Consider the following 16,024-nt stretch of genomic DNA (forward strand, 5'->3'; position numbering starts at 1 on the left):
TTCGGCAAAGCCGAGCCCGACGCCTGCCCGCATCTTCTTGGAGGTCACATGTCCACCTCGAGCAGTTCCCGCAAAAAGGTCGCCGGAGCCACCTATACGGCAACGGATGCCGGCTACTTCGAGAAACGCACCCTGAAACGCTCGGCGGGCGTGTGGGGCCTGTGGGGTCTCGCGGTCGCCGCGGTCATCTCGGGCGACTTCTCGGGGTGGAACTTCGGCATCGGCTTCGCCGGTTTCGGCGGCATGCTGATCGCCTTCGTCGTCCTCGTCGTCATGTACTACGGCCTCACGTTCTCGATCGGCGAGATGGCCGCCGCCATGCCCCACACCGGCGGCGCGTATTCGTTCGCCCGCTCGGCGATGGGACCCTGGGGCGGTCTCGCGACGGGCCTGGCCGAGACGATCGAGTACGTCGCGACCACGGCGGTCGTCGTCTACTTCTCGGGCCAGTACGCCGATTCGGCACTCGAACTGCTGACCGGGGTGAGCCTTCCGGCCTTCGTGTGGTGGATCATCCTGTACGCGCTGTTCATCGCTCTGAACGCCGCGGGGGCGAACATCTCGTTCGGTTTCGCCATCGTCGTCTCGATCATCTCGATCGGCATCATCGTCGTCTTCGGCGCGATGGCGCTGATGTCCGGCGCGTTCGACTGGGGCTCGCTGTGGAACATCGCCCCCACCGACGGCAACACCGAGTTCCTGCCCTTCGGCGTGGGCTCGATCCTGCTGGCGCTCCCCTTCGCGATGTGGTTCTTCCTCGGCATCGAGGAGCTCCCTCTCGCCGCCGAGGAGTCGCACGACCCGGCCCGTGACATCCCGCGCGCCGGCCTCTGGGCGCGGGGCACCCTCATCGTGACCGGCCTCATCGTGCTGTTCCTGAACACCGGCGTTCTCGGAGCCGAGGAGACCGGCGGGTCGCTCGAGCCCCTGCTCGACGGATTCCGCGCGATGGTCGGCGATCAGGCCGCGGCCCTCCTCTCGCTGCTCGCACTGGTCGGGCTGCTGGCGTCCCTGATGGGCATCATGTTCGCCTATGGCCGCAACATGTACTCGCTCTCGCGCGCCGGCTACTACCCGCGCTGGCTGTCGCTCACCGGGGCGCGCAAGACGCCCTGGGTCGCCCTCGTGTTCGGAGCGGTCCTCGGCTTCCTCGCGCTGGTGATCGTGCAGGCGGCGGGCGGGGACGCGAGCCCCGCCGGAGCGATCGTGCTGAACATCGCCGTGTGGGGCGCGGTGCTGGCGTACTTCCTGCAGATGGTCGCGTTCATCGTCCTGCGGCGGAAGTTCCCGAACGCCGTCCGGCCCTACAAGAGCCCGTGGGGGCTGTTCGGCGCCTACTCGGCCGCGATCATCGCCGCGGTGGTGTTCTTCGGGCTGCTGCTGAACCCCGCGTATCTGCTGGCGATCGTCGCGATCATCGTCGTCTACGCGGTGATCTTCATCGCCTTCGCCGTCTACGGCCGCCACCGCCTGGTCCTCTCCCCCGAGGAGGAGTACGCCCTGTCGGGCGGACTGCACGGCGACCCGCAGAGGGAGGGTTACGACGCGATGGAGGGCGAGGTCTTCGGCGACCGACGCTCCTGAGCGAGAACGGCGGAGGGGCGGATGCCGCGGCATCCGCCCCTCCGCCGCGTTCCCTCGGCAAGGGAGCCCCCGGGTTCGGGGCGCGTTCCGTCGTTCGGGGCGCGAGGATCACGCCCCGAAGGGATGCCGCGACCCGGCGTCACTGCAGGACGAACGACGCCGTCCCCGCGGACGGGATGCCGCCGATCGACACGCTCAGGTGATACGTCGCCCCTCCGCCCGGGGCGTACGGGCGCTCGCTCTCGCACGACCCGACGGACGACCGCGTGCGGTCCCACGTGAGCGGGGCGGAGCTGGTGACGACCTGGCCGGCGGCCAGGGTCACCTCCATGTCGCTCGGCTCGGTCTGGCAATCGGTCGAACGCCACCAGACGTCGGATCCGCTCGTGACGGTGAACGACTGCGCGCTGGTGCCGACGTTCATCGTGCACGGATTCGCCGAGGTGTTGGTGAGCCGGATCGACAGCTGCGGGTTCTCCCCCTGGCCGTACTCGCCCTTGTCGGAGAGCGCCTCGACGGTGATGTCGGCCGCGCTGCACTCGACGGGCCCCGAGGGCGCGCTGGCGGTCGGCGTCGGAGAGGTCGACGGTGCCGCCGCGGGGGCGGACGACGAGGGGGCGACGGCGGGAGTGCTCTCGGCGGGCGCGGGGGCGTCGAGCGCTGTCGGGGCGGAGCGCCACGGCGGAGCCGCGACGAGCCACACGACGAGGCCGATCACGACGAGGGCCAGGAGGCCCGCCGCGAGACGACGACGACGGTAGACCGCCGGGGACTGCCTCCGCCTACGGGGGGCATCGGTCATGGTTCCAGGGTAGGCGCCACGGCCGTGGCCGCATTCCACGGCGCGCACGCAACGGCGCGCTCACAGGCTCTTCCGGGCCTGTCCGCGGAGGCGGGGACGATCAGAGGTGCTTGAGCATCCGGGTGTTACCGAGCGTGTTGGGCTTCACGTGCGCGAGGTCGAGGAACTCCGCGACGCCCTCGTCAGGGCTCCGCACGAGCTGCGAATAGACGTCGGGGTCCACGACCTGCTCGCCGATCGGCGCGAATCCGCGCCGCGTGAAGAAGTCGACCTCGAAGGTCAGGCAGAACAACCGGGCGACGCCCAGCTCTCGCGCGCGCTGCTCGAGGTCTTCGACGATCGCCCGCCCCACGCCGTGGTGCAGCCAGTCGTCGCGCACGATGAGCGTGCGGATCTCGGCGAGATCGTCCCACATCACGTGCAGCGCACCGCAGCCGATGACGACACCGTCGGCCTCGGCGACGACGAACTGCTGCACCGAACCGTAGAGCACGACGAGGTCCTTGCCCAGCAGGATGCGCTTCTGCACGAACGGCTCGAGCAGTTCGTGGATGCGTCGGACGTCGGCCGTTCCGGCGGGGCGGACGACGAACGGCGCGGATGAGGTCATCGTCCCAGCGTACGCCGCAACGCAGAAGGGACCTGGATGCCGTGGCATCCAGGTCCCTTGTCTGTTACGCGTCAGCTCCCGGCGAGGGTGTCGGGGGTCGCGGCGATCTCGCCGGCCGTCCCGACGCCGATCGCGACCTTCTCTCCGCGCGGGGCGGTGTCGAAGGTGAACTGGCCGTTCTCGACGCCGACCTTCACGTGGTCGCCCGACTCGAGCTCACCGTGCAGGATCTTCTCGCTCAGACGGTCCTCGACCTCGCGCTGCATGGCGCGGCGCAGGGGACGCGCACCGAGCGTGGGGTCGAACCCGATCTCGATGAGCTTGTCCTTCGCGTCGTCCGACAGCTCCACCGTCATGTCGCGGTCGAGCAGACGGTCGGCGAGGCGCTTCACGAACAGGCCGACGATCTGACGGAGCTCGTCCTTGTTCAGCTGCGGGAAGACGATCACGTCGTCGACGCGGTTGAGGAACTCGGGCTTGAAGTGGCGCTTGAGCTCTTCGTCGACCTTGCCCTTCATGCGCTCGTACGAGGTCTGGGCGCTGCCCTCGACCTGGAAGCCCACGGGACCACCGGCGATCGCCGACGAACCGAGGTTCGTCGTCATGATGATCACGGTGTTCTTGAAGTCGATGACGCGACCCTGACCGTCGGTCAGGCGACCCTCCTCGAGGATCTGCAGCAGCGAGTTGAAGATGTCGGGGTGGGCCTTCTCGATCTCGTCGAAGAGCACGACAGAGAACGGCTTGCGGCGCACCTTCTCGGTGAGCTGGCCGCCCTCTTCGAAGCCGACGAACCCGGGAGGGGCACCGAACAGGCGCGAGACGGTGTGCTTCTCGCCGAACTCCGACATGTCGAGGGAGATCAGCGCGCCCTCGTCGTCGAACAGGAACTCGGCGAGCGCCTTGGCGAGCTCGGTCTTTCCGACACCGGTGGGGCCGGCGAAGATGAACGAACCCGAGGGGCGCTTGGGGTCCTTGAGGCCCGCGCGCTGACGACGGATCGTGCGCGAGAGGGCCGCGATCGCCTCTTCCTGGCCGATGACCCGCTGGTGCAGGGCCTTCTCCATGAACATGAGGCGGCTGGACTCCTCCTCGGTGAGCTTGAACACCGGGATGCCGGTCGCCTGGGCGAGCACCTCGGCGATCAGGCCCTCGTCGACCACCGCGTGGGAGGCGACATCGCCCGAGCGCCACTGCTTCTCGAGGCGCAGACGCTCGGCGAGCAGCGACTTCTCCTCGTCACGCAGCGACGCGGCCTTCTCGAAGTCCTGCTCCTCGGAGGCCTGCTCCTTCTGCTCGCGGACCTTGGCGATCTTCTCGTCGAACTCGCGCAGCTCCGGCGGCGACGACAGGATCGACAGCCGCAGGCGGGCACCGGCCTCGTCGATCAGGTCGATGGCCTTGTCGGGCAGGAAGCGGTCGCTGATGTAGCGGTCGGCGAGGTTGGCCGCCGCGACGATCGCGCCGTCGGTGATCTGCACCTTGTGGTGCGCCTCGTAGCGGTCGCGCAGCCCCTTCAGGATGTTGATCGCGTGGGGCAGGCTCGGCTCGGCCACCTGGATCGGCTGGAAGCGGCGCTCGAGAGCGGCATCCTTCTCGAAGTGCTTGCGGTACTCGTCGAGCGTGGTGGCACCGATGGTCTGGAGCTCACCACGGGCGAGGAGGGGCTTGAGGATGGATGCCGCGTCGATCGCGCCCTCGGCGGCTCCCGCACCCACGAGGGTGTGGATCTCATCGATGAAGACGATGATGTCGCCGCGCGTGCGGATCTCCTTGGTGACCTTCTTCAGGCGCTCTTCGAAGTCGCCGCGGTAGCGGGAACCGGCGATGAGCGAACCGAGGTCGAGCGAGTAGACCTGCTTGTCCTTCAGCGTCTCGGGGACGTCGCCCTTGACGATGGCCTGGGCGAGGCCCTCGACGACGGCGGTCTTTCCGACACCGGGCTCGCCGATGAGGACGGGGTTGTTCTTCGACCGGCGCGACAGGATCTGCATCACGCGCTCGATCTCCTTCTCGCGCCCGATGACGGGGTCGAGCTTGTTGTCGCGCGCGGCCTGGGTGAGGTTTCGTCCGAACTGGTCGAGGACGGCCGAGCCGCCCTGCGCACCCGAGGACTGCTGCTCGCCGGCACCGGTCGCCACTCCCGCGGGCTCCTTGCCCTGGTAGCCCGAGAGCAGCTGGATGACCTGCTGGCGCACCTTGTTGAGGTCGGCGCCGAGCTTGACGAGCACCTGCGCTGCGACGCCCTCGCCCTCGCGGATGAGGCCGAGCAGGATGTGCTCGGTGCCGATGTAGTTGTGGCCGAGCTGCAGCGCTTCGCGCAGCGACAGCTCGAGCACCTTCTTCGCACGCGGCGTGAAGGGGATGTGGCCGGTCGGCTGCTGCTGACCCTGGCCGATGATGTCCTGCACCTGCTCGCGCACGGCGTCGAGCGAGATGCCGAGCGACTCGAGCGCCTTGGCAGCGACACCCTCGCCCTCGTGGATCAGCCCGAGCAGGATGTGCTCGGTGCCGATGTAGTTGTGGTTGAGCATCTTCGCCTCTTCTTGGGCGAGGACGACCACACGACGGGCACGGTCGGTGAATCTCTCGAACATCTCAGTCCCTCCAGAAATGGGCTGACAGGCACGCCTCCGCGCGCCGTACATCGAGAGTAACCAGCGCCCGGATGCCAGAGACGCGTGTTCGCCGTGGGCATACCGCCGTGACACCCGGCATTGCGAAACCCATCGATCATCGATACCTTATCGACGATCGATAACAACGAATATCGTTAAGGAGCGACCATGGCATCCCCCCGATCCACCTCGCGCACCCTCTCCCGCGGCGACACCGGCAGCTTCCTGCTCTTCATCGTCGCCGGCGTCGCCATCGCCCTCTGGGCGGTGATCCGCTCCGTGGGAACGATCGTCGCGGCGGCCGGCAACCGTGACGTGCGTGTCCCCGTCGACTTCCTCGACACCATCGCCCAGGCACCGATCGGCCCCGACGGAGCGTCGGTGCCCGTCGAGCTGACCGGCGCGGTCGTCACGGCCCCCTCGCTCCCCCTCGCCTCGCTCTGGGCGCTGTTCCTGGCGGAGGGGACCTTCGCCGCTGCCGTCGTGACGGTGGTGACTCTGCTCCTGATCCTGTGCATCGGCATCCTCCGCGGAGGGATCTTCAGCCGCCGGCACACCCGACTGGTGGTCGCGGTCGGCATCGTCTCGCTCATCGCGGCCTTCGCGGTGCCGTTCTTCCAGAACATGGTCGCGAACGGTGCCCTCGCCTGGCTGTCGGATCGCACCTACGACCGCGGACTGACCCAGCAGATCGATCTCCCGATCCTCATCGTGATCGGCTTCGTCGCGGGACTCTCCAGCACCGTCTTCGCGGTCGGCGACCGCCTGCGTCGCGACACGGAGGGGCTCGTATGAGCCCGGCGGTCGCCGACGAGGGGCCGACCGGCATCCACTGCCGTCTCGATGAGCTGCTGGAAGCACGCGGGATGACGCTGACCCGCCTCAGCGAGCTCGTGGGCGTCTCGGTCGTCAACCTCTCGGTGTTGAAGAACGATCGGGCGCGGGCGATCCGCTACTCGACGCTGTCGGCCATCTGCCGCGTGCTCGAGTGCGAGGTGGGCGACCTGCTGGTCGTCGCCCCATGAGGCCCCTCAGGCGGCGCTCAGCGCGAGCCGAGCACCGGGATGGGGTCCGTCGCGTCGACGCCGTCGCCCGACAGAACCACTGACGCCGCTCCGGCGGGCGCCCCGTCTCCGACGTCGGCAAGGGTGATGCGGGGGGCGAGATCCATCGTGCACACCTGATCGGCGGGCGGGGCGGCGAACTGCACCGCGATCTCCGTTCCGGTCGTGGTGACCGACTCCACCGTGGGCGGGCAGCCCGAACTGCCGTAGGTCACGAGGGCGATCGTGCGGGCGTCGACCCACCCGGCGCTCGGCGCGAACTGCCCCGCGTCGGACGGGGCGGTGGTCAGCGCCGCGAGGGTCGTGCGGCCTTCGGCCGCGCCCTGCACGGTCACCTCGAGCGGTCGAGTCGGATCGACGCCCGCGGGAACGCCCACCAGCGTGGCCCGCGGAGCCATGTCACGCGTGCAGTCCGTGCGCGCCGACTCCTCGAGGGTGACGGTGAGGGTGTCTGCGGACGCGCTCGGCTCGCCGCTGACCACGGGCACGCACGTCGAGCTCCCGCGGGTGACGACGGCGATCGCGCGACCCGCGTCGAGCCAGGCGGCGCCGAGTTCCGCGGGCGACGCCGACGCCCCGGAATCCGGACTCGACGTCGCGGTCGAAGGGGCCGCCTCCGGCGACGACGACGCGCCGGTGGCGCAGCCGGTGAGAGCACCGACGGCCAGCAGGCCGGCGCCGAGTGCGGCGACGAGAGTCAGACGGTGACGGGACAGGCGATCACGGGACATGCGAACCTCCGGGGCGAGTTCCGCCCCATGATGGCGGAGATTCCTGGATGCCGGCGGCGAGAACCGCCACGCGCTGACGCCGTGGGATCACTGCAGCGCGGAAGTGAGCCGCGCCAAATTGTCGAGGATCGTGGAGCGGAGGGGCTGACGCTTCCACTCCTCGATGGTGAGCTGGCGGCTGAGGCTGCGGTAGGTGTGCTCGACGGCGCGCATGTCGCGGACGAACTCCTCGCCCCGCACCAGCATCGACACCTCGAGGTTCAGACCGAAGGAACGCATGTCCATGTTGCTCGAGCCGATGACCGCGACCTCGTCGTCGATCGTGACGCTCTTGCTGTGCAGGATGAACGGCTTGCGGTACATCCAGATGACCACTCCCGCGCGCAGGAGCGCCTCGTAGTAGCTGCGCTGGGCGTGGTAGACCATCGCCTGGTCGCCCTCTTCGGAGACGAAGAGTTCGACGTGGACGCCGCGCTGGCACGCCGTCGTGATCGCGAGCAGGAGGGCCTCGTCGGGAACGAAGTAGGGGCTGACGATGATGATGCGCTCGCGTGCGGCGAAGAGCAGCCCGAGGAAGAGCTTGAGGTTGTTCTGGAAATCGAAGCCGGGACCCGAGGGCACGATCTGGCAGTCGAGGTCTCCGGGGCCCGAGCTCACCGAGAACAGGTCGATCTCGTCGGTCAGCGTCTCGTCGGTCTCGCTGTACCAGTCCGAGAGGAAGACGGCGTTGATGCTGGCCACGACCGGACCCTCGACGCGCACCATGAGGTCGACCCAGTGCAGGCCGCGACGGATGTTTTTGCGCAGGTTGTACGACGAATCGGTGACGTTCTGCGAGCCCATGTAGGCGACGTCGCCGTCGATGACGAGGAGCTTGCGGTGGTTGCGCAGGTCGGGCCGCTGGTAGCGCCCGCGCAGCGGCTGCACCGGCAGCATGAGGTGCCAGTGCGCACCCATCGCCTCGAGGCGCCGGAGGGTCTGCTTGTAGAAGGGCTTGCCACGATTCGCCCAGTGGTCGAGCAGCACGCGGACGACGACGCCGCGCTCGGCCGCCTCCTCGAGCGCCCGGAAGAAGTTGTCGGTCGAGTCGTCGGTCTGCAGGATGTAGAACTCGACGTGCACGTACCGCGTGGCGCGGCGGATGGCCTCGGCCATGGCATCCAGGCTCTGCTGGTAATCGGCGATGAGCGTGGCGGCGTTGTCTCCGGCGATCGGCATCGCCCCGAGGTTGCGGTTGAGGCGAACCAGGGCGCGGAACCAGTCGGGGGCGTTGGGGCGCAGGGTGCCGAACTCCAGCGACGCGCTGGTGTCGTGGATGTACTCGTTGATGGCGGCCTGCTTGCGGCGGCGCGTGCGGGGCAGGCGCGGGTTGCCGATGAGCAGGAAGAGGAACACCCCGAGGAAGGGGATGAAGTAGATCGCCAGAAGCCAGGCCATCGCGGCGGTGGGACGGCGGTTGCGCGGGACGATGATGATCGCGGCGATGCGCACCACGAGATCGACGACGAACAGCGTGATGACGAGCCAGCTCGCGTCGAACGTGGCGTTGATCACGTGTCCTCCTGGGCGGGGTTGTCCACCCAGCGTAGCGACGGGCCCCGACACCCGTCGCGCGTACGTCAGTTCGCGGAGCCGTCGCCGGGGGAGGCGACCGGCGGAAGTCCGCGCTTCGCGCGTTCCTCGGCCTCGATGCGCGAATAGACCTTGCGCTCGGTGCGGTCCATGCGGATCACGTTGCGGAGGATGAAGAAGAACACGACCGAGACGACGATCGTGGGCAGGATCGCCCACAGCATCGCGACCCAGGTGTCATCCATACGGTCCAGGATACCCGCGCACCACTCCTCCCCACGCGCCGGGGGCGCCGGGTTATCCACGATCGAGCTTTCCGACGCCGCGCCGGGATCCCGTCCCCCGGCACCCTCGTGCTCATGATCCCCACCGTCGTCCGCACCGCCTCGTCCGCCTCTTTCCTCGCCCTCGTGCCGCACGTGCTGGAGTGCACACCGCGGCGCAGCCTCGTCGTCGTCCCGTTCGCCGACGGTCGATCGCTCGGGGCCATGCGCGTCGATCTGCCCCGCGGCGGGCCCGCCGAAGCCGAGAGCATCGCGTCGACCGTCATCGGCATGGCATGCAAGGTCGCCTCCACCGATGCCATCGTCTCCGTCGTGTACACCGACGAGGCGGTGGCCGGCGACTCCGGGCTCCCGGAACGTGCGCTGATCGACGAGGTCGTCTCGCGCGCGGGCATCTGCGGCCTGCGGGTGCTCGACGCCCTCGTCGTCGGTCCCGACGCCTGGGCCTGCTATCTCGACCCCGCGGGTGCGGCTCCGGGCCTGCTGTCCGAGATCTCCGACGCAGCGGCTCGGGTGCCCGACGGTCTCCCCCGCACCGATCAGTTCTCCGCCGCAGCGCTGCCCGCGGTCGACGCCGAGGCCGTGGAATGGGTGGCACGACTGCTCGGCGACGTCGACGACGCCCTCGGTCGGCCGAGGGACCGCCGTCGCCTGCCGCTCGCGCGCCGCGCGCAGGCCGACGAGGTCGTGTCGCTGCTGACCGATCCGCCCGCCCTGTTCGAGAGGGCGGTCACCGCGACGGGGGGCATGCGGTCGCCGGTGATCGCAGCCCTGGCGTTCTGCCTCGAGCGGCCCTCGTTGCGCGACGTCGCCCTCATGCAGTGGGCCGCCGACGTCGCCACCGGCGATGCGGTGCTGCGCGCGCAGACCGCGTTCAGCGCGGGCACGCCCTTCCCGGAAGACCTCGCGCGCCCGATGTGGGGAGAGGGCGAGCGGCCCGATCCCGAGCGCCTGCGCACCGCGCTGGAGACCTCTCGGCGAGTCGCCGCGGCCGTTCCGCTCGATCGCCGACCCGGGCCCCTGTCGGCCTGCTCGTGGCTGGCGTGGGCCCAGGGGCGCTCGTCGCACGCGGCGACCTACGCCGAAGAGGCGCTCCGCATCGACTCGCAGCATGGTCTGAGCACCATCATGCTGAGCCTGCTCGACGCGGGCCGCCTCCCGGAATGGGTCTTCGAGAGGCCTACTTCACCAGCGGGAAGAGGATCGTCTCGCGGATCCCGAGCCCGGTGATGGCCATCAGCAGACGGTCGATGCCCATGCCCATGCCACCCGTGGGCGGCATGCCGTGCTCGAGGGCCCGGAGGAACTCCTCGTCGATCGGCATCGCCTCGGCGTCGCCGCGCGCGGCGAGCTTCGCCTGCTCGACGAAACGCTGGCGCTGGATCACCGGATCGACCAGCTCGGAATACCCGGTGGCGAGCTCGAACCCGCGCACGTACAGGTCCCACTTCTCCACGACGCCCGCGATGGACCGGTGCTCGCGGACGAGAGGGCTCGTGTCGACGGGGAAGTCCATCACGAAGGTGGGGCGCGTCAGGCCGCCCTTCACGAAGTGCTCCCACAGCTCCTCGACCCACTTGCCGTGCGTCTCGTGCGGCGGCGCGTCGACACCGGACTTCTCGCCGAGAGCGCGCAGCTCGTCGAGCGACGTCTCGGGCGTCACCTCATGACCGGATGCCGCCGACAGCGAGTCGTACATCGAGATGCGATCCCACTCGCCGCCGAGGTCGTACTCGGTGCCGTCGGCCCACGTGACGGTGGTCGAACCGGCGACCGCGATCGCGGCATCCTGAATGAGGGTCTGGGTGAGATCGGCGATGCCGTTGTAGTCGGAATAGGCCTGGTAGGCCTCGAGCATCGCGAACTCGGGGCTGTGCGTGGAGTCGGACCCCTCGTTGCGGAAGTTGCGGTTGATCTCGTACACGCGGTCGATGCCGCCGACGACGGCGCGCTTGAGGTAGAGCTCCGGCGCGATGCGCAGGAAGAGTTCGGTGTCGAAGGCGTTCGAGTGCGTCGTGAACGGTCGCGCCGATGCACCACCGTGCTGCACCTGCAGCATCGGGGTCTCGACCTCGACGAAGTCCCGCTCGGTGAAGGTGCGGCGCAGGCTCGCATTGACCTTCGCGCGGGCGAGCACGGTCTCGCGAGCGCGGTCGCGCACGATCAGGTCGAGGAAGCGGCTGCGCACGCGGCTCTCCTCGCTGAGCTCGGTGTGCAGGTTGGGCAGCGGCAGCACGGCCTTGGCCGCGATGCGCCACTCGGCGACCATGATCGACAGTTCGCCGCGGCGGCTCGAGATGACCTCGCCCGACACGAACACGTGATCGCCGAGATCGACGAGCTCCTTCCACGCCTGCAGCGACTCCTCGCCGACCGCGCCCTGCGAGACCATCGCCTGGATGCGGCTGCCGTCCCCGGCCTGCAGCGAGGCGAAGCACAGCTTCCCGGTGTTGCGGCTGAACACCACGCGGCCCGCGACGCCGACGGTCTCGCCGGTCTCCGCGCCGGCTTCGAGCTCTCCGAAGCGGGCGCGCACCGCGGTGATGGTGGTGGTGACCGGCACCGACACCGGGTAGGCGCCGCCCGCGGCGTCGTCGCGCTCGGCGAGCAGTCGCTCGCGCTTGGCGAGGCGCACCGCCTTCTGCTCGAAGACCTCGTCTTCGGTGGGTTCGGCGGCGTCGTTCGCGGGCGCGTCGGTCATCGTGGAAGCTCCTCGGGGTCCTCCCCAGTGTATTCGCCCGGCCCGGGCCCCTCGGGGCACCGCGACCCCCGGCCGTCACCGGTCGGAGGCCGTCGACCTCGGCGAGCCCACGCCCGCACGGCGCTCCCGCGCCGGTGGCGTCGGGCCTGCGGCGCGTCAGCGCAGCGAGATCTCCGCGTTGTCGATGAATCGATGGCCCCCGACGGTCGCGGCGATGAGCGCGAACGCGCGGCCGCGGTGGCCCTCATCGACCGGCAGGAAGGTCGCCGGGTCGACGACGCTCAAGTACTCCAGGGAGATGCGCTGTTCGCCCATGAGCGCCGACTGGGCCGCCGCGATGCACGCGTCGACGCCCATGTCGGCGTTCGAGGCCGCGGCCTCCAGAGCACGCGGGAGCTTGGCGACCGCGCGGCGATCCGCCTCGTCCAACAGGGCGATCCGGCTCGACACCGGCAGGCCGTCGTCGGTGCGCACCGTGGGAACCGTGTCGATCTCGACGCGGAAGTCCAGGTCGCGCACCATCCGCCGCACGAGGAAGACGCGCTGCAGGTCGCGCTCCCCGTAGACGGCGACATCGGGAGCGACCAGGTGGAAGAGCTTCGCCTCGACGGTCAGCACTCCGTCGAAGTAGAAGGGGCGCACCCGCCCTTCGTAACGGAGTCCGACGTCACCCGCCGACACCCGCGTGGTGGCCGTGCCGGCCGGCAGCAGTTCCGCCGCGCTCGGAGCGAACACCACGTCGACCGCGAGGTCGTCGAGCACGCGCGCATCGGCCTCGGGAGAGCGGGGGTAGGCCGCGGTGTCGTCCGCCGTGCGGAACCGCAGCGGGTTGACGAAGGTCGAGACCACGACCACGTCGGCCTGCTCCCGAGCGCGCGTGATGAGGTCGACGTGGCCCTCGTGCAGGGCTCCGAGCGTCGACACGAGGGCGATACGCAGTCCCTGTGCGGCGCGGTCGGTCCCTCGGATCTCGTCGAGTCGGGCGCGCAGATCCTCGAGGGTGGCGATCATCCGTCGATCGTAGCGTCGCCGTCGAGGCGGCCCGCGCCACTGCCCTCGACGAGCGCCTGGTCGACGCTCGAGCGCACCAGGGCCGACAGGTACCCGCCGGGATTGTCGACCCCGACGCGGCTCAGCAGCTCCGACGATTGGCGCACGATCGAGCGGGAGAACTCCGTCGCCGTCGCGATCGCCTCCGCGTACGTCGGCCGATCCGCCTCCGCCACGACCACGGGTTCGCACCCGAGCTCGACGGCGAGCGCCTGGGCGATCGGCAGCACGGGCGCCGGCGCCGTCACCGCGGCGTACGCCTGGGCGAGCTGGCGGAGGTCGATCGACGACGCGCCGGTGAAGACGATCGCGGGGTGGATGGCGAGAGGGATGGCCCCCCGCTGCGCGGCGGGATCGAGCACCCGCGCACCGTGTGCGGCGTCGGTGTGCAGCACGAGCTGTCCGGGCTGCCAGGCACCGAGCTCGGCGAGTCCCGCGACCAGTCCGGGCAGCTGGTCGTGCGGCACCGCGATCACCACGAGTTCGCTGCGGCGCACGACCTCGTCGGCCGTGAGCTGCGGCACCCCGGGGAGGATCGCCTCGACGCGATCGTCATCCGACCCCGAGGTGATCCCCGTCAGGAGATGTCCCGCGCCCGCGAGAGCCGCCGCGATGACCGGTCCGACCCGTCCGGCACCGATCACGCCGACGCCGAGGCGCCCGTCGCGACCGGCGTTCATCCGGCCCACCGGTGCGTGCGGTCACCCGCGGCCGCCGCCACGCCGCCGCGCGCGGTGGCTTCGAACACGCGCAGCGCGTCGTCTCGGTCGATCGCGGCGAGATGGGTCTGCACCGTGCCCGTGATGACGTGACCCGTGAGGGTCGCGGTGCGGGCCGCACGGGCGAGCGGACCCTGGCGCACACCGATCGACTGCAGCCGGGCGAGCGGCAGCACGGTCAGCGAGCGCCACACCCAGCCCCGGCGCAGCAGCAGCGCGTCGGCGGTGAGAAGGACGCCGTTGCGGCGCCACGACAGCGGCCGCAGCCACCGCGCGCGGCGCGGAGTCGTCACGTAGGGGTCGTCATCCACCGGACCCAGGATGCCGTCACGGAACACGAGTGTCCATTCCTCGCTCGACAAGCCGGGCGCGAGGATCCGCAGCACCCGCTCGACGTCGGCGCGTGTGCCGATGGGCAGCACCGCCGCGACCTGATCGGCGCTGGAGTCGGTGGAGGAGCGTCCCGACAGCCGGTTCACCGACACCGCCCACCAGCCGAACGGACGCCACATGAGCGGTTGACGGACCTCGATCGCGTGCACCCGACCCGGCGGAATCACCTCGCTCACCGTGGTGAAGAGTCCGAACGTCACCCGCACTCCGTCCGAGGTCGGCGCGATCGAGTACCGCAGCCCTCGCGCGATCGAGCGCACGTAGTACGCACCGAACGCGAGGAACATCGGCACGACCGTGAAGAGCAGCCACAGCGTCGACACGGAGGCCGCGACGGCGATGCCGATCACGAAGGCGATCAGCACGAGGGTGGAGCCACTCAGCACACGCGAGGCGACGAGTCGACCCACGGGGATGCGGACGATGCTCTCCGGCTCGGTATCGGAGAAGTCCTCACCGTCGACGATGCCCTGCAGCCCGTCGGCGACGGTGTCGGCGGCCGCCGTGACGCGGGAGCGCTTCCCGCCCGGCCCGGCACCCGCCTCGGCGAGACGCCGACCCGACGCCAGCCGCAGGATGTCGCCGCGGACCGCCTCGGCATCCTTGCCCGAGAGGTACTCGAGCTTGACGTTGGCGTCCAGGCCCGCCCCCACGACCTCGAGCTTCGCCAGCCCGAGAAGGCGCGCGACCATCGGACGGGTCAGGTTCACGCCCTGCACGCGGTCCAGCGGGGCTCGGCGATGGGTGCGGAAGAGCACACCCGAGCGCACCTCGACGTCGTCGTCGCCGATACGCAGGGTGTGGAAGCGCCACGACAGTCGGAAGAGCCCCAGCAGCACCAGGAGGACCACCAGCGCCGCTCCCGCCGCGATGAGGATGAGGTTGTTCGCCAGCAGGAAGTCGACCGGGTCGGGCGGAACGGCCCCGGGCGGCAGGTCGGTGAAGACGGGGAAGAACAGCTCCAGCAGCCGCTCGCGGAGATTCGCGACGATGAGGCCCACGATGACGAGCAGGGACAGGCCGCCGCGCAGCAACGGCGTCAACGGGTGCAGTCGGTGCCATTCACCGTCGCTGTACGGCGAGCGCACGACCGCCCGCGCCCCCGCCCGCCCGCCCGCGCCCGGCGCGATGACGCCCCCGTCACCGGACGGCACGCCCGCACCCGGCACGAGGCCGCTCTCGTCGCCCGCTGACGCGTCCGCGGCGTCGACGGGCGCCCCCGCGGGAGGCCCCGGCGCGTCGCTCGACGGCGGCGGCGTCACCCCTGCGCCGGTCCCGACCGCCTCGCCGCGGTTGCGATCGTCGGTGTCGCTCACAGTCCGGTCCGTCGCGTCTCCGCCACGGCGACGAGCGTGTCGCGCAACTGCTCGGCCGCCTCCTGCGTGAGCCCCGGGATCGTCACACCCGTCGAGGCCGCGGCCGTGACGAGCTTGAGCTGCGCGATACCGAATCCGCGGTCGAGCGGGCCGTGCGTGATGTCGACGAGCTGCATCCGCCCGTACGGCACCGCGACGACGCGCTGCCACAGGATGCCGCGGCGGAAGACGAGATCGTCCTGACGCAGCTGGTACCCGAAGGAGCGCGCCTGCCGCGGCGTGATGAGCAGCCCGATCGCCGTCACGACGAGAACGATGCCGGCGGGGATCCAGGGCCAGGGCACTCCGGTGAAGGCCTGGACGCCGATGGCCACCGCGAGCACGAGGAGGAATACCGCTCCCTGCGAGATGAGCTGCACCCACACATACGCGCGCGCCAGTTGGTGCCACGTGCCCTCGCCGAGCGGGAGCCGGCCGGCGGCGCGCGGCTCCAGGACGCGCGAGAAGGTCCGGGCGTCGAGCGCATCCGCGCCTGCCCCTTCGGCGCGCACCGCGTCGGCGCCCACCGCGTCGGCACCTG

15 protein-coding genes are annotated in these 16,024 nt (G+C 70.2%); 4 read left to right on the plus strand and 11 right to left on the minus strand.

Translation table 11 applies throughout. The features are described from left to right. The first annotated feature begins 48 nt into the window (after positions 1-48). Complete coding sequence (locus AB0230_RS05205) at positions 49-1,584, plus strand: amino acid permease (protein WP_363577761.1); 1,536 nt, start codon at positions 49-51, stop codon at positions 1,582-1,584. A 139-nt stretch (positions 1,585-1,723) separates the two neighbouring features. Here AB0230_RS05205 and AB0230_RS05210 read toward each other — a convergent pair whose 3' ends face one another. The 3 genes from AB0230_RS05210 to AB0230_RS05220 form a co-directional block, all read right to left on the minus strand. After that, positions 1,724-2,386 carry a hypothetical protein gene (locus tag AB0230_RS05210; protein WP_315993745.1) on the minus strand — a complete coding sequence of 221 codons (663 nt, stop codon included), beginning with the start codon at positions 2,384-2,386 and terminating at the stop codon, positions 1,724-1,726. Between the two features lie 100 nt (positions 2,387-2,486). Beyond that, positions 2,487-2,996, minus strand: a complete 510-nt coding sequence (locus AB0230_RS05215; RefSeq protein WP_366374366.1) for an amino-acid N-acetyltransferase — start codon at positions 2,994-2,996, stop codon at positions 2,487-2,489. 71 nt (positions 2,997-3,067) lie between these two features. Beyond that, positions 3,068-5,593 (minus strand): ATP-dependent Clp protease ATP-binding subunit, encoded by a 2,526-nt coding sequence (locus AB0230_RS05220; protein ID WP_315993747.1) that lies wholly within the window; start codon positions 5,591-5,593, stop codon positions 3,068-3,070. Positions 5,594-5,782: 189 nt separating this feature from the next. Between AB0230_RS05220 and AB0230_RS05225 the strand changes: the two genes are divergently transcribed. Together AB0230_RS05225 and AB0230_RS05230 are read left to right on the plus strand one after the other, a co-directional pair. Continuing rightward, positions 5,783-6,409 carry a hypothetical protein gene (locus AB0230_RS05225; protein WP_366374368.1) on the plus strand — a complete coding sequence of 209 codons (627 nt, stop codon included), beginning with the start codon at positions 5,783-5,785 and terminating at the stop codon, positions 6,407-6,409. Beyond that, positions 6,406-6,639: a helix-turn-helix domain-containing protein gene (locus tag AB0230_RS05230; RefSeq protein WP_315993749.1), complete on the plus strand. Its 234-nt coding sequence runs from the start codon at positions 6,406-6,408 to the stop codon at positions 6,637-6,639. The genes AB0230_RS05225 and AB0230_RS05230 overlap by 4 nt, the downstream gene beginning before the upstream one ends. A gap of 17 nt (positions 6,640-6,656) precedes the next feature. Here AB0230_RS05230 and AB0230_RS05235 read toward each other — a convergent pair whose 3' ends face one another. The 3 genes from AB0230_RS05235 to AB0230_RS05245 form a co-directional block, all read right to left on the minus strand. Next, positions 6,657-7,409: a hypothetical protein gene (locus AB0230_RS05235; RefSeq protein ID WP_363387385.1), complete on the minus strand. Its 753-nt coding sequence runs from the start codon at positions 7,407-7,409 to the stop codon at positions 6,657-6,659. 87 nt (positions 7,410-7,496) lie between these two features. Continuing rightward, positions 7,497-8,963 carry a cardiolipin synthase gene (gene cls / locus AB0230_RS05240; RefSeq protein ID WP_315993751.1) on the minus strand — a complete coding sequence of 489 codons (1,467 nt, stop codon included), beginning with the start codon at positions 8,961-8,963 and terminating at the stop codon, positions 7,497-7,499. A 65-nt stretch (positions 8,964-9,028) separates the two neighbouring features. Then, positions 9,029-9,226 carry a hypothetical protein gene (locus tag AB0230_RS05245; protein ID WP_315993752.1) on the minus strand — a complete coding sequence of 66 codons (198 nt, stop codon included), beginning with the start codon at positions 9,224-9,226 and terminating at the stop codon, positions 9,029-9,031. Positions 9,227-9,340: 114 nt separating this feature from the next. Between AB0230_RS05245 and AB0230_RS05250 the strand changes: the two genes are divergently transcribed. Further along, entirely contained in the window at positions 9,341-10,495 is a 1,155-nt protein-coding gene (locus AB0230_RS05250) for a DUF4192 family protein (RefSeq protein ID WP_315993753.1), read from the plus strand. Here the strand turns inward: AB0230_RS05250 and lysS are convergent. The 5 genes from lysS to AB0230_RS05275 form a co-directional block, all read right to left on the minus strand. Continuing rightward, positions 10,446-11,966 (minus strand): lysine--tRNA ligase, encoded by a 1,521-nt coding sequence (lysS, locus tag AB0230_RS05255; RefSeq protein ID WP_363387392.1) that lies wholly within the window; start codon positions 11,964-11,966, stop codon positions 10,446-10,448. The genes AB0230_RS05250 and lysS overlap by 50 nt on opposite strands. 156 nt (positions 11,967-12,122) lie before the next feature. Then, the gene (gene panC / locus AB0230_RS05260; protein ID WP_315993755.1) at positions 12,123-12,977 is read right to left on the minus strand and encodes a pantoate--beta-alanine ligase; all 855 of its coding nucleotides are present in this window, start codon (positions 12,975-12,977) and stop codon (positions 12,123-12,125) included. Further along, positions 12,974-13,696, minus strand: a complete 723-nt coding sequence (locus AB0230_RS05265; RefSeq protein ID WP_363577750.1) for a DUF2520 domain-containing protein — start codon at positions 13,694-13,696, stop codon at positions 12,974-12,976. Before AB0230_RS05265 ends, panC begins: the two co-directional genes overlap by 4 nt. Further along, positions 13,693-15,444 carry a PH domain-containing protein gene (locus tag AB0230_RS05270; protein WP_366374374.1) on the minus strand — a complete coding sequence of 584 codons (1,752 nt, stop codon included), beginning with the start codon at positions 15,442-15,444 and terminating at the stop codon, positions 13,693-13,695. The genes AB0230_RS05265 and AB0230_RS05270 overlap by 4 nt, the downstream gene beginning before the upstream one ends. Next, complete coding sequence (locus AB0230_RS05275) at positions 15,441-16,010, minus strand: PH domain-containing protein (RefSeq protein ID WP_366374524.1); 570 nt, start codon at positions 16,008-16,010, stop codon at positions 15,441-15,443. The genes AB0230_RS05270 and AB0230_RS05275 overlap by 4 nt, the downstream gene beginning before the upstream one ends. Between the last annotated feature and the right edge of the window lie 14 nt (positions 16,011-16,024).

The organism is Microbacterium sp. NPDC089190 (genome assembly GCF_040701795.1).
GTDB lineage: Bacteria > Actinomycetota > Actinomycetes > Actinomycetales > Microbacteriaceae > Microbacterium > Microbacterium galbum.